11 protein-coding genes are annotated in these 12853 nt (G+C 67.8%); 3 read left to right on the top strand and 8 right to left on the bottom strand.

What is annotated here, in order from left to right:
• Positions 1–40: 40 nt before the first annotated feature.
• The 6 genes from VARPA_RS29365 to VARPA_RS29340 form a co-directional block, all read right to left on the bottom strand.
• Positions 41–835 carry an SDR family NAD(P)-dependent oxidoreductase gene (locus VARPA_RS29365; RefSeq protein WP_013544230.1) on the bottom strand — a complete coding sequence of 265 codons (795 nt, stop codon included), beginning with the start codon at positions 833–835 and terminating at the stop codon, positions 41–43.
• Positions 832–2121, bottom strand: a complete 1290-nt coding sequence (locus VARPA_RS29360; protein WP_013544229.1) for an MFS transporter — start codon at positions 2119–2121, stop codon at positions 832–834. The genes VARPA_RS29365 and VARPA_RS29360 overlap by 4 nt, the downstream gene beginning before the upstream one ends.
• A gap of 6 nt (positions 2122–2127) precedes the next feature.
• On the bottom strand, positions 2128–3354 hold the full coding sequence (locus VARPA_RS29355) for an SAM-dependent methyltransferase (protein WP_013544228.1): 1227 nt from the start codon (positions 3352–3354) through the stop codon (positions 2128–2130).
• Positions 3351–4127: a DUF1365 domain-containing protein gene (locus VARPA_RS29350; protein ID WP_049794483.1), complete on the bottom strand. Its 777-nt coding sequence runs from the start codon at positions 4125–4127 to the stop codon at positions 3351–3353. The genes VARPA_RS29355 and VARPA_RS29350 overlap by 4 nt, the downstream gene beginning before the upstream one ends.
• Before the next feature lie 23 nt (positions 4128–4150).
• The gene (locus tag VARPA_RS29345) at positions 4151–5458 is read right to left on the bottom strand and encodes an NAD(P)/FAD-dependent oxidoreductase (RefSeq protein WP_013544226.1); all 1308 of its coding nucleotides are present in this window, start codon (positions 5456–5458) and stop codon (positions 4151–4153) included.
• Between the two features lie 293 nt (positions 5459–5751).
• Positions 5752–6366, bottom strand: coding sequence for a glutathione peroxidase (locus VARPA_RS29340; protein WP_013544225.1), 615 nt, complete (start codon positions 6364–6366; stop codon positions 5752–5754).
• Between the two features lie 130 nt (positions 6367–6496).
• Between VARPA_RS29340 and VARPA_RS29335 the strand changes: the two genes are divergently transcribed.
• From VARPA_RS29335 to VARPA_RS29325, 3 genes are all read left to right on the top strand, one after another.
• Positions 6497–7354, top strand: a complete 858-nt coding sequence (locus VARPA_RS29335; RefSeq protein ID WP_041943094.1) for a ferritin — start codon at positions 6497–6499, stop codon at positions 7352–7354.
• Between the two features lie 83 nt (positions 7355–7437).
• On the top strand, positions 7438–8319 hold the full coding sequence (locus VARPA_RS29330; protein WP_013544223.1) for an RNA polymerase sigma-70 factor: 882 nt from the start codon (positions 7438–7440) through the stop codon (positions 8317–8319).
• Positions 8320–8414: 95 nt separating this feature from the next.
• Complete coding sequence (locus VARPA_RS29325; RefSeq protein WP_013544222.1) at positions 8415–8876, top strand: carboxymuconolactone decarboxylase family protein; 462 nt, start codon at positions 8415–8417, stop codon at positions 8874–8876.
• Positions 8877–8879: 3 nt separating this feature from the next.
• On the opposite strand, the gene VARPA_RS29320 is transcribed toward VARPA_RS29325, so the two are convergent.
• Positions 8880–10037, bottom strand: coding sequence for a septal ring lytic transglycosylase RlpA family protein (locus VARPA_RS29320; RefSeq protein ID WP_013544221.1), 1158 nt, complete (start codon positions 10035–10037; stop codon positions 8880–8882).
• Positions 10030–12834, bottom strand: coding sequence for a bifunctional [glutamate--ammonia ligase]-adenylyl-L-tyrosine phosphorylase/[glutamate--ammonia-ligase] adenylyltransferase (gene glnE / locus VARPA_RS29315; RefSeq protein ID WP_013544220.1), 2805 nt, complete (start codon positions 12832–12834; stop codon positions 10030–10032). The genes VARPA_RS29320 and glnE overlap by 8 nt, the downstream gene beginning before the upstream one ends.
• Positions 12835–12853 lie beyond the last annotated feature (19 nt).

Here is a 12853-nt window from a genome sequence, read left to right as displayed (position 1 = left end):
AACCCACGACAAAGGCGCCCACCCGGCGCCTTTTTCTTTTTCAGAGCCCGGTGAACCTGGCAACGGTGGGAAAGTAGAGCCGGTACGGCAGCAGCCGCATCAGCTTCATCCAGAAGGTGAAGCGCCGCGGAAAGTGGATCTCGAATGCGCCCCGGCGCCAGCCGTCGAGCATGGCCTCGGCCGCCTGCGCGGGCGTGATCAGCGCCGGCATCGTGAAGTCGTTCTTCGCGGTGAGCGCGGTGGCCACGAAGCCCGGCTGGATCACGCTCACGCCGATCCCGCGTGCGTGCAGGTCGATGTAGAGCACTTCGGCCAGATTGGTCAGCGCGGCCTTGGTCGGGCCGTAGGCCAGGCTTTTCGGCAATCCGCGAAAGCCGGCGACGCTCGCCGTGAGCGAGATGTGGCCCGCGCCGCGCGCCACGAAGCCGGGCAGCACGGCCGCAAGCACGTTCAGTGCACCGACGTAGTTGACCTGCTGGTGCGCGAGCATCGCGTCGAGCGCGAAGGCGTCGGCGCGCAGCACGCCATACGTGGCGGCGTTGAAGAGCACGAGGTCGACGGTGCCGGCCATCGCCTGCAGTTGCGCATAGGCGGCGGCGACCGCGGCGGCATCGCACACGTCCAGTGGCAGAACGATCACCCGCGGCGGCAGCGCGGCATCGTTGTGCAGCGCCGCGAGTTCGTCCAGCGCCTCGCCGTTGCGGGCCGACACCGCGACCCGCGCGCCGCCTTCGAGCAGCGCCAGCGCCGTCGCGCGGCCGATGCCCGAGGAGGCGCCGACGATCCAAGCCGTCTTGCCCTGCCAGTCGGCGAGCGGCGGATTGAAGGGCTTCACGGCGCAGCCTTCGCAGGAAGCGGAAGGGCGGAAGCGGGCGATCGAATCACCAGCGCCCACAGCGCCGCACCGGCCGCCACCTTCAACACGCAGGGCAGCAGGCAGTACGCGAGCGACAGCGCCTGCAGCGCCGACGCATCGCGCGCGCCGGGCACGTAGCCGGCCAGCCCGAGCAATGGCAGCGCGAGGCCGGCAGCGAGCGCGAGATTGAGCTTGGTCGCGAAATTCCACCAGCCGAAGTACGCGCCGGCATGCGGTTGATCACCTGCGTCGGCAATGATCCCGGCCAGCAATGCGCTCGGCAGCACGAGGTCCGAGCCGATCGCGAAACCCGACAGTGCGCAGACGACGAGAAAAGGCACCGCATCGCCCGCGCCCATCGCACCGGCCCAGGCGAACACCGCCACCGACATGCACATGCCGCCGAGCCAACTGCGGGCGAGCCCCCAGCGGCGCACGATGCGCAGCCACGCCGGGATCGACGCGGCGGCCACCACGAAATAAAGACCGAGGAACGCGGGCTCCATCGCGGCCGGCGCGCGCAGCCGGTCCTGCACGAAGAACAGCACCAGCGTGGCCGGCACCGCGCTCGCGATGCCGTTGAGCACGAACACCGCGAGCAGGCGGCGAAACGGCGCACGGCGCAGCGGGAGCCGCAGGTCGACCGATACATGCGGCGCGGCGTTGCGTGCCGGCCGTGGCGCCCGCGTCCAGAAGAACCATCCGGCCAGCAGCAGCACGCCGAACAACGCGACGGTCGCGGGCAATCCCGCCAGCGTCGGCGTGACCGAGGCCAGCACCACGCCGACGAGCCCCATGCCTTCGCGCCAGCCCACGATGCGGCTGCGCTGCGCGGCATCGCCGCCCAGCATCGCGCCCCACGACTGGTGCGCGATGCTCAGCATGCTGTAGCCCGCGTAGGTCAGCGCGAGCAGCACGGCGGCCACCACGAGCAGCGCGCCATGGCGCGCGGGGTCGACCAGCAACTGCGGAAAGAAGAGCAGCCCGAAACCCAGCAGCAGGACACCCGCGGCGACCGCGCCGAAGCCGAGTACCGCCTGCGCCGAGCGCGCGTGCAGCCGGTCGCTGAGTCGCCCGAGCAGCGGATCGATCAGCGCATCGAGCAGCCGCACGCCCAGCAGCACCGCGCCCAGCGTGGCGAGCGGCACGCCGAAGGCGCGTGCGTAGTGGTTCGGCAGCAGCACATAGAGCGGCAGCGCGACGAAGGCGAGCGGCAGGCCGAGCAGCCCATAGCGCACGCCGGCCAGAGGTCCGAAGGAGGACACGAAGGGCTAGCGCTTTTGCAGCGTGTACTGGACGACGTCGATGTTGGCTTGCGAGAACGCTGCCTCGCAGTACGCGAGATAGAACTCCCAGATGCGCATGAAGCGCTCGTCGAAGCCCAGCTGCAGGATCTGCCCGCGCTGCGCGAGGAAGTGCTCGCGCCAGCGGCGCAGCGTCTCGGCGTAATCGGCGCCGAAGGCGAACTCGTCCACCACCGCCAGCCCCGCAGCCTCGGCCTCGCGCCGGAACTCGCGCGGGCAGGGCAGGCAGCCGCCCGGGAAGATGTACTGCTGGATGAAGTCGGTCGAGTCGATGTAGCGGTCGAAGAGCTGGTCGTCGATCACGATGCTCTGCACGCAGGCGCGGCCGCCGGGCTTCAGGAGCCGGCTCACGCTCTGGAAGTAGGTCGGCCAGTATTCACGGCCCACGGCTTCGACCATTTCGATGGAGCAGATGGCGTCGAACGGGGCGTCGTCGATGTCGCGGTAGTCCTGCAGGCGCAGGTCGGCCGAGAGGCCGGCGGTGCGCTGGCGGGCAAAGGCGAGCTGTTCGGTGGAGAGCGTCACGCCCGTTACCGAGGCGCCGAAATCGAAGGCGGCCATCTCGGCCAGCGCGCCCCAGCCGCAGCCGATCTCGAGCACGCGGTCGCCGGGCTTCACGTTCGCCAGCTCCAGCGCGCGGCGCACCTTGGCGCGTTGTGCCTCGGGCATCGGCTTGTCGAAGTTGCCTTCGAACCAGGCCGACGAATAGTTCATCGTCTCGTCGAGCCAGAGCTTGTAGAAGGCATTGCCGAGGTCGTAGTGCGCATGGATGTTGCGCGAGCTGCCGGCCTTGCTGTTGCGGTGCATCAGGTGGCGCACGCGGTAGACGAGGCGGCCGAACCAGCTCCCGTAGACCACGTCCTCGATGGCGCGGCGGTTGGCAATGAACACCTTGATCAGCTCGACCAGGTTCGGCGTGGTCCAGTCGCCCGCGATGTAGCTCTCGGCAAAGCCGATGTCGCCCGACTTGAGCGCGGCCTTGCAGACCTCCCAGTTGCGCAGCGTGAGCGAGGCCGTGAGATCGCTGCTGCCGGGCGCGGCGCCGAAGTGCCGCACCGAATCGTCGGGCAGGCGCACCGTGAGCGAGCCGTGCGCCAGGCGCTGCAGCAGGCCGAGCACGGTGCGCGCGGCGCCGGGCGCATCCTGGGGCAGCGAAAAGCGCGAAACCTGGGGAGCGGTGGTGGTGGGAGTCATGGGTTCGCCTGCTGCTGGTGCGGGTGGTCGCTGGATACGAAATGGCGGGGCGGCGCCGGCTTGGCGACGAAAGGAACGCGCTTGAGCCAGAGCCTGGCGGCCTGCCAGTGGATGCGCGCAATAAGTCCGAAGGTCATCGCGGGATAGCGCCAGAGCGCACGGCGCACGGTGGCGGCGGTCAGCGTCGCGAGTTCGCCGCCGACGCTGGTTTGCAGCAAGGGGCCGTCGATGTCGTCGTGGTCGATGCGCACCACCGTGTGGGCGAACTCGGCATCGACGAAGAAGCGGAAGCGGTAGCCGCCGCTGACCTCGCAGAACGGCGACACATGGAATGCCTTGGTGGCCTTGAGCTCCTGGCCGTAGACCGGGCGGTCGAGCAGGTAGCAGTGGCGCTCGCCAAAGGTGTTGTTCACCTCGACCACGATGGCGCGCAGCGCGCCTTCGGCCGTGTGGCAATACCAGAAGCTCACCGGCTTGAAGGTGTAGCCGAACACGCGCGGGTAGCAGTGCAGCCAGGCCTCGCCGGTCGCGTCGTGGATCTGGTGGGCGGCCAGCAGGTCGTCGAGCCAGGCCAGCGCGCCGCCTTGCGCGGGCATGCGACCGTCGCCGTGGTCGACGTCGTGAAAGGACAGCGCCGCCCGCCGGTTGAGCGCGAGCGCGTCGCTGCCGTGCGCGCGGAGGGTGCGCATCGGCAGCATCAGGAAATAGGTCGGGTAGACGAAGGCGTTGCGCGCGGGGCGCAGGCGCGCATGGCGCACCTCGCCGAAGCCCATCAACGGAAGCGGGCGCTCCTGGGTCACGCCGCAGACCTCGCCCGCAGGCCGGCGGCTGCGGCCAGGCCGGCCTTCAGGCCGTCTTCGTGGAAGCCGTAGCCCATCCACGCACCGGCGAACCAGGTGTTGCGCTGGCCCTGCAGGGCGGGCACCTCGGCTTGCGCGCGGATCGCGGCAAGGTCGAGCACCGGGTGGTCGTAGTCGTATTCGGCCATGACCTGACTACGCTGGATTTCGCGGACCGGATTCAACGAAACGATCACCGGTTGCTCCCACGGCAGCGGCTGCAGCTTGTTCAGCAGGTAGTGCAGGCAGACCCGGCCCGATTCGCGCTCGCTGGCCGCCGCGCGCTCGTAGTTCCAGGCTGCCCAAGCCGATCGGCGCTGCGGCAGCACCGAGGCGTCGGTGTGGAGCACGGCGTGGTTGGGCTGGTAGCGGATCGCGCCGAGCACGGCGGCTTCGGCGGGGCTCGCGTCGCCGAGCATGGCGAGCGACTGGTCGGAATGGGTGGCGAGGATCGCGTGGTCGAAGCGCTCGGTGCCGGCGTCGGTGGCGACGAGCACGCCGCCGTCGTCGGTGCGAGTGACGCGGCGCACCGGGGTGCGCAGGCGCTTGTCTTCCAGGCCCGCGACGATCTTCTCGACGTAGTGGCGCGAGCCGCCGCGCACCGTGCGCCACTGCGGCCTATTGGCGATCTGGATCAGGCCGTGGTTGTGGCAGAACCGGATCATGGTCGCGACCGGGAACGCCAGCATCTGCGCGGTCGAGCAGCTCCAGATGCAGCCCATCATCGGCAGGAAGTACCAGTCGCGGAAGGCGGCGCCGAAGCGGTGGGCGTCCAGGAAATCGCCGAGCGGCTGGGCCAGTTCGCCCTCCGTGCCGGCTTGGGCGATGCGCGTGGTCAGCCGGTTGAAGCGCAAAAGGTCGGCCAGCATGCCGAGGAAGCGCGGGTCGGCGAGGTTGCGCCGCTGGGCGAAGACGGTGGCGAGGTTGTTGCCGCTCCACTCGAGGTGGCCGCCGTTCTCGCGGGTGGCCTGGACCGAGAACGACATCTCCGAAAGCGCGGTCTCGACGCCGAGTTCGGCGAACAGGCGGATCAGGTTCGGATAGGTGCGGTCGTTGTAGACCAGGAAGCCGGTGTCGACGCCGTGGCTGACGAGGGTCGAATCGGTCGGGGAGCGCGGTAAATCGATCGTGGCCGTGTGGGCGTGGCCACCGAAGTAGTCACTGGCTTCGAAGAGGGTGATGCGGGCCGAATCGCGAAGGGCGTGTGCTGCGGCCAATCCCGAGATGCCGGCGCCGATGACGGCGACTCGAAGGGGCTGCGTCATCGCGGGCCCCGGTTCCGGCGGGAATATAAAAATGCTGCGAGGCGCCCCGACGCGAAGGAGGGAGGGAGGGAGGAGGAGAAGAATCGCCTCGGGATTTCGACCAGACGGCAAGCGCCTGGAAGACCTCGCAACATGAAAACTGGTGGGCGTTGACCACCCACGCAAATTATGAGTGCGGCTTCCGGGGCCCGGTTCCCGGTGCAGTGGTAAACGTTTGTGACGTTCAGTTCACGATTGGTTGGACGCATCGGTAAATAATATTACCGATTCGTATTTTTGTGAACTGGTCAGTCTTAATTTGTCCCGAGCTGCTTCTCGATGACGTTCACGAAGCCGTTTTCATCCGGCGCCGTCATGCTCGACCAAGCCTGGACGACCTTGCCGTCGCGCCCGATCAGGTACTTGTAGAAATTCCACTTCGGCGTGGTGCCCGAGGCTTGAGCGAGTTGCTTGAACAGCGGATTGGCGTCCGTTCCACGCACCGACGACTTGGCGAACATCGGAAACTTCACGCCGAAGGTGCTTTCGCAGAAGTCGGCGATTTCCTTGTTGGAGCCCGATTCCTGCGAGAAATCGTTCGACGGGAAGCCCAGAACCACCAGCCCGCGGTTGCGGTATTTCAGGTCCAGTGCTTCCAGGCCCTTGTATTGCGGGGTAAAGCCGCAGAAGCTCGCCGTATTGACCACCAGGACCACCTTTCCGGAGTACTGGCACAAAGTCTGGGGCTTTTCGTCCTGCAGCCGCGGGAAGGTGTGTTGAAGGATGGCGGGGCAGCCTGCAGCCTCTGCCGGAGCGGGCGCGGCGGGCGGTGTCTGGGCACTCGCCGGAAGCGCCGTAAACAGCGCCGCCACGAGGGAAACTGCCGGTGTGCAGCGCCAGAGCGTCGACAATAAGAAAAGGGTTCGCATGGCGGGCTCCTGGTTCAAAAGTGGGGGGTGTGCATCCGTGCCGCTACGGCGCACGTATTCGCATCATCGCGCGTCTGTCATGGGCGCGCCAAACGGGCCGACTAAAATCGGCGGCCATAGAAAGACTTTGATGCTCTATCCGGAACTCTTCAGACAACTCGAATCCGTCCGCTGGGACATGGACAAGGACATTCCCTGGCAGTCGTTCGACGCTTCCTTGCTGACGGAAGAGCAGGCCCAGACCATCAAGATGAACGCCATCACCGAGTGGGCGGCGCTGCCGGCCACCGAGATGTTCCTGCGCGACAACCGCCACGATAGCGATTTTTCCGCCTTCATGTCGATCTGGTTCTTCGAGGAGCAGAAGCACTCCCTGGTGCTGATGGAGTACCTCAAGCGCTTCAGCCCCAAGCACGCGCCCACCGAAGCCGAACTGCACGAAGTGCGCTTCGATTTCGACCCGGCCCCCCCGCTCGAAACCCTCATGCTGCATTTCTGCGGCGAGATCCGCCTGAACCACTGGTACCGCCGTGCCGCCCAGTGGCACACCGAGCCGGTCATCAAGCACATCTACACCACGTTGAGTCAGGACGAAGCCCGCCATGGCGGTGCCTACCTGCGCTACATGAAGCGCGCGCTCGAGAAGTTCGGCGACGAGGCCCGTGCCGCGTTCACCAAGGTCGGCGTCCTGATGGCCAGCGCCCGCCGCACCGCGCAGGCCCTGCACCCGACCAACCTGCATGTGAACAAGGCGCTGTTCCCGAACGACACCATCCAGAGCCGCATGCCCGACCCCGACTGGCTCGAGCACTGGCTCGACAAGCAGATCAAGTTCGATGCCGTCTGGGAAACCAAGGTCGGCGAGCGCATCCTGCACAACCTGAGCCTCCTGATGAACCGCAGCTTCAAGACCGTGCAGGAACTGAACCGGTACCGCAAGGAAGTCGCCGCCACCCTGGGGCCCAAGCCCGAGTACCAAGGCGCATAACCAGAAACTTCGCCCCGCAATCCGGGGCGATTTTTTTGGGCGGCCGGTGTCACAACCCGCGGGCACCGAACGTCTAATCGGGCATGGACGACCCGACCCTCACCTTCGACAGCTACCGTCGCCGCCTGCAGGGCATCGCCTACCGCATGCTCGGGTCCGTTGCCGAGGCCGAAGAGGTGGTGCAGGACGCGTGGCTGCGCTGGCACGAAGCCGACAAGGCCAGTTTCGACAGCGCCGAAGCCTGGCTCGTCACCGTCGTCACGCGGCTGTCGATCGACCGGCTGCGCGCCGCCAAGGTCCAGCGCGAGCATTACATCGGCGCCTGGATGCCCGAACCCACGCTGACCGAATCGCCCGACACGCCCGAAGAATCGCTGGAGCGCGCCGACAACATCTCCGTCGCTTTCCTCGCCGTGCTCGAGCGGCTGGCCCCCGAGGCGCGCGCCGCCTTCCTGATGCGCGAGGTGTTCGAGGCCGACTACGACGAAGTGGCGCTCACGCTCGGCAAGAGCGAGGCCGCCTGCCGCCAACTGGTGCACCGCGCCAAGGCGCAGGTGCAGGACGCGCGCCCGCGCTACCAGGTCTCGCGCGAAACCCATCAGCGCCTGCTGCGCGCCTTCGCCGATGCCGCCGCGCGCGGCAGCATGCAGGACCTGAAGGCGCTGATGGTCGAGGACGTCGAACTCATCGGCGACGGCGGCGGCAAGGTGCAGTCCTTCAGCAAGGTGCTCACCGGCAACCAGCGCCTCGCGCAGCTCTACTACTCGCTCTGGCGCCGCATGGGCCCGGTGGTGCGCATGGAGCTGGTGGAGATCAACGGCGAGCCCGGCCTCCTGCGCTTCATCGACGGCGAGCTCGAATCGGCGCAGACCTTTGAGGTCGAGGACGACCGCATCGCGCGCATCCGCGTGCAGCGCAATCCCGACAAGCTCGCCCGCATCGCGCAGCGCTTCGCGCCGAAATAAATAGTTCGCGCGACGTGTCACAGGGCCGAAGGCTGGCCCGTCTTTAGTGGGTAGGAAGCAGATTTTTTCTTCAACCCATCCACCGGAGCCTTCGCATGAACACGACCCCTCGCCTGAACTGGTTCAAGACCATCCCCAAGACCTTCGAAGCGATCCTGGCCGTCAGCGCCAGCATCGATGCGAGCACCGTCGGCAAGACGACGCTCGACTTCGTCTTCGCCCGCGTCTCGCAGATCAACGGCTGCGCCTACTGCCTCGACATGCACGTGCGCGATCTGCGCAAGCAGGGCGAGGGATGGCAGCGCATCAACAGCCTGGCCACCTGGCGCGAAGTGAGCTTCTTCAACGAGCGCGAGCGCGCGGCGCTGGCCTGGGCCGAATCGCTCACTCGGCTGGCCGATCACCACGACGAGCGCGAAGCCGAATTCGCAGCTTTGAAGGCGCAGTTCAGTGACGTCGAAATCGCCGAACTCACCGTGGCGGTTGCGCAGATCAACACCTGGAACCGCATCAACGTCGGCATGCGTGTGCCGGTCGTAGCAAAGACGCTGGACTGAATTTCAGCGGCGCTCGACCACCATCGGCGCAATCCGCAGGCTTTCGCGCAACTGCGTGACCGCTTCGCCGGCCGCGTTGCGCGAGGCGAACGGCCCGGCCTGGAGCCGGTGCGTGCCGGCCTCGCTGAACACGCGCAGTTGCGGCGCCAGCGAAGGCAATCCGCGCGCGGCCTGGCTCAGCAGGGTTTCCGCACCGTCGCGTTCGCGGAAGGCACCGAGCTGCACCCAGAAACCCGTTGCCGCGGCGGCAGACGGCGCGGCTGCTGATGCTGCCGACGGCGTCCTTGCCGGTACGTCGAGTGGTGCCATCGGCGCAAGGTCGGTGACCACGATCGGCTGCCGCGGTGGCGGTGGTACATCTGCTTCGACGGCCTGCGGCGCTGCTTGCGCCACGGGCTGCTGTTGTTCCAAAGGTGCCATCGCCATCACCGGTGTCTGCGGTGCGACAGGCATCGTGGAAGCCGCCGGCGCATTCATCATCGCCACCGGCGCCACCCAGGCTGAGGGCACAGATACCGACGCGGCCGTTGCGCGCGGGGCCGGCGAAGCTGCCGCATACGCGGTCCCCGAATCCCGCCGCCATGCGCCCGTGCGGATGTCCTCGTTCGTGATCCGCTCGATCTCCACCGGCGCCACGCCGCGCAGCAGGTCGAGCTTGAGCGCAGCCGTGTAGCTCAGGTCGATGACGCGTCCGTCGACGAAGGGCCCGCGGTCATTCACCCGCACGATCACCTCGCGCCCATTGGCCGGGTTGCGCACCCGCACATAGCTGGGCAGCGGCAGCGTCTTGTGCGCGGCCGTCATCGCGTACATGTCGTAGGGCTCGCCGCTGGAGGTCGATGCGGCGTGGAACTTGCGGCCGTACCAGGAAGCCAGCCCCGACTCCCGGAACGGCCGGTCGTCGGTGATCGGTTGGTAGCCGCGGCCCAGCACCGTGTAGGGCTTGCTGGTGCCGCCGCTGCTGCGGATGGGTTCGATGCGCGGCTCGGCGTCAGGCACGCGGTCCAGGTCCGAGGGGATGTTCGTGCCCGGGCCGTCGCGGCCGCTGGCTACGCCGCTGCTGCTGCGCGGACCGCTCGCGCAACCGGCGAGGAAGACGGCGACGGCAACCGCGCACGCAGCCAGCGCGGTGGTCGTGCGGTCGCGGGCTCCGTCAGCCAAATACCGCCTTCCAGAGCGCCAGCATGGCGTCGCGTTCCGCGGCCAATGCAGGCGGAGTGACCTGTGTCGGCTCTTCGTTCAGGCGCGCGCGATGCTGCACGCGGCGCAGCTCGCGATACGCCCGTGCCGCACTGCGCCCGATGCCTTCTGGCAGCAGCCCCGCCAGTTCGGCGCGCAGCAGCAGCGCGATGTTGCCCACGTTCGGAATCAGCTCCGGATGCTCGCCCGACGACGACAGCACCAGGAACTGCACCGCGAACTCGGCATCGACCATGCCGCCGGGGCTGTGCTTCACGTCGAAGCGGTCGGCCTTCACCGGCCGGGCGCCGCGCAGCTTGTCGCGCATCGCGATGATCTCGGCCTTGAGCGCCTCGCGGTCGCGCGGCGACACCAGCACGGCCTCGCGCACCTGGTCGAAACGCGCGCCCAGCTCGGCGCCGTGGTCCGCGCTGCCGAGCACGAAGCGCGCGCGCGTCATGGCCTGGTGCTCCCAGGTCCATGCGGTGTTGCTGCCGCGTCGGAGTTGGTACTTCTCGTAGGCCTCGAAGCTGGTGGTGAGGAGGCCCGAGTTGCCGTTGGGCCGCAGCGCGGTGTCGATCTCGAACAGGTCGCCCTCGCGCGTCTTCACCGTGAGCCAGTTGATGAGCTTGCGCACGTAGGCCGCATAGACCTCGCCGGCGCGCTCGTCGTCATCGTCGTAGACGAACACGATGTCCAGGTCGCTGCCGTAGCCCAGCTCCTTGCCGCCCAGCTTGCCGTAGCCAATGATGGCGAACTGCGCCACCTCGCGATGGCGGTTCCGCACATGGGGCCAGCACCAGCGGGCGGTCACGCGCAGCGTGGTGTCGGCCAGCGCGCTCAGGTCGTCGGCCACCTGCTCGACGGTGATGCGGCCATCGACGTCGCGCGCCAGGGCGCGGAACACCTCGGCGTGATGGGCATGGCGCAGCAGGTTCAAGAGGCGCTCTTCGTCGGCCTCGCCGGTGCGGGTGAGCGAGGCGTGGCGTGCCTCCAGCTCGCGCTCGAATTCGTCGGCCACGAAACGGCCGGACAGCATTTCGTCGCTCGCGAGCTCGTCGATCACGCCGGGGTGCTGCATCAGGTAGCGCGCGGGCCATTTCGCGGCGCCCAAGAGGCGCAGCAGGCGTTCTTGCACGGCGGGCCGTTCGACCAGCAATGCGAGGTAGCTCTCGCGGCGCATCAGCGGTTCGATCCAGTCGGCCCAGCGCATCGCGGCATCGACGTGGCGCGGCGTCTGGCCGGGGCCATCGCCATCGGGTTCCTTCAGCCACTGGCCGGTGCGCTGCACCAGCTGGCGCAGCCGGCCGCGGGTTTCTTCGCGCAGCGCGAGCACGCGCGGCGTTTCGCACCAGTCGCGGATGCGCTCGGCAAAAACGGGGGGCAGGTCTTCGAGCAGGTCGGCCAGATCGGTGGGGGCCGAGGCCTTCTTGCCGTTGCACTTGCCGCTGCATGGCTTCTCGCCGCCGAGCAGCTTGTCGAACTCCTGCGCGACGAACTCGCGGTGGGTGTCGAGCTGCGCGAGAAAGGGGCAGCAGTCGGCGTAACCCATCGACTGTGCGATCCAGCGCAGGTCGTCGTCGGCCACCGGCAGCACATGGGTCTGCTGGTCGTCCAGGTACTGGATGCGATGCTCCACGCGGCGCAGGAACTCGTAGGCGAGGGCCAGCGCATCGGCGGTTTCCTGCGGCATGAGGTTGGCGCGTGCGAGGCGCTGCAGCGCGTCGAGCGTGGGCCGCGTGCGCAATTCGGGGAACTGCCCGCCGCGCACCACCTGCAGGAGCTGCACGGTGAATTCGATCTCGCGGATGCCGCCGCGCGAGAGCTTGACGTCGTTCGCACGCTCGGGCCGGCCGGCGCTGCGGCGTGCCGACTGCTCGCGAATCTGCCGGTGCAGCGTGCGCAGCGAATCGAACACGCTGTAGTCGAGATAACGGCGGAACACGAAGGGCAGCACCGCACCGCGCAGGCCCTGCGCGTTGCCGTCGAGCACCACGTGGCGCGGCGCCACCACGCGGCTCTTCAGCCACGCGAAGCGCTCCCACTCGCGGCCCTGCACCTGGAAATACTCTTCGAGCGCATCGAGCGAGACCACGCTCGGCCCCGAGTTGCCGTTGGGCCGAAGCGCCAGGTCGACGCGGAACACGAAACCGTGCTCGGTGGTGTCGCCCACCAGCGCATAAATGCGCTTCACGGCGCGCGAGAAATACTCCTGGTTGGCGAGGCGCCCGCGCCCGTCGGCGTCGCCTTTCGTCTCGCCGTCGAGGTCGTAGAGATAGATGAGATCGATGTCGCTCGACACGTTGAGCTCTCGCGCGCCGAGCTTGCCCATGCCGATCACCCAGAGCTGCGCGCGCTGGCCCTCGGGGCCGAGCGGCGCGCCATGCACCGCGTCGAGTTCGCGGCAGGCATCGGCGCAGGCGATATCGAGCGCGAATTCGGCGAGCTCGGTGACCGCGGTGGTCACCACGGCAAGAGGCGCTTGCTGGTCGCAATCGAGCGTAACGAGCCGCTCCATCACGAGCTGCCTGACAATGCGCAAGGCATCGCCCACCGCATCACCGCGCTGGCGCAATGCCTCGAAGGCCACGGTCATCGATTCGCGCCGCGGCTCGCCCGGGGGAAGCAATGCAAGCTCGGCCGCATACCTGCGACGCAGGCGCTGGACAAAACGGGAGTAGGAAGAGAACGCGACCTGTGCGGTCTGCGTCGAACTGGCTGGCAACTGGTTCACACTGCTATCGGTTTCCGTGGAACCCCTCTGAATGCTGGCGGTCATAATTCCCGACACAGCGCGA

It is taken from the genome of Variovorax paradoxus EPS, from assembly GCF_000184745.1.
Taxonomy (GTDB): domain Bacteria; phylum Pseudomonadota; class Gammaproteobacteria; order Burkholderiales; family Burkholderiaceae_C; genus Variovorax; species Variovorax paradoxus_C.
This window is presented reverse-complemented; position numbering and strand designations above follow the sequence as displayed.

Excerpts from the sequence above, each read along its gene's own strand:
- VARPA_RS29330 (WP_013544223.1), top strand. The coding sequence starts at position 7,438 with ATGGACGACCCGACCCTCACCTTCGACAGCTACCGTCGCCGCCTGCAG.
- VARPA_RS29340 (WP_013544225.1), bottom strand. The coding sequence starts at position 6,366 with ATGCGAACCCTTTTCTTATTGTCGACGCTCTGGCGCTGCACACCGGCA.
- VARPA_RS29350 (WP_049794483.1), bottom strand. The coding sequence starts at position 4,127 with ATGGGCTTCGGCGAGGTGCGCCATGCGCGCCTGCGCCCCGCGCGCAAC.
- glnE (WP_013544220.1), bottom strand. The coding sequence starts at position 12,834 with ATGACCGCCAGCATTCAGAGGGGTTCCACGGAAACCGATAGCAGTGTG.
- VARPA_RS29355 (WP_013544228.1), bottom strand. The coding sequence starts at position 3,354 with ATGACTCCCACCACCACCGCTCCCCAGGTTTCGCGCTTTTCGCTGCCC.
- VARPA_RS29325 (WP_013544222.1), top strand. The coding sequence starts at position 8,415 with ATGAACACGACCCCTCGCCTGAACTGGTTCAAGACCATCCCCAAGACC.
- VARPA_RS29335 (WP_041943094.1), top strand. The coding sequence starts at position 6,497 with ATGCTCTATCCGGAACTCTTCAGACAACTCGAATCCGTCCGCTGGGAC.
- VARPA_RS29345 (WP_013544226.1), bottom strand. The coding sequence starts at position 5,458 with ATGACGCAGCCCCTTCGAGTCGCCGTCATCGGCGCCGGCATCTCGGGA.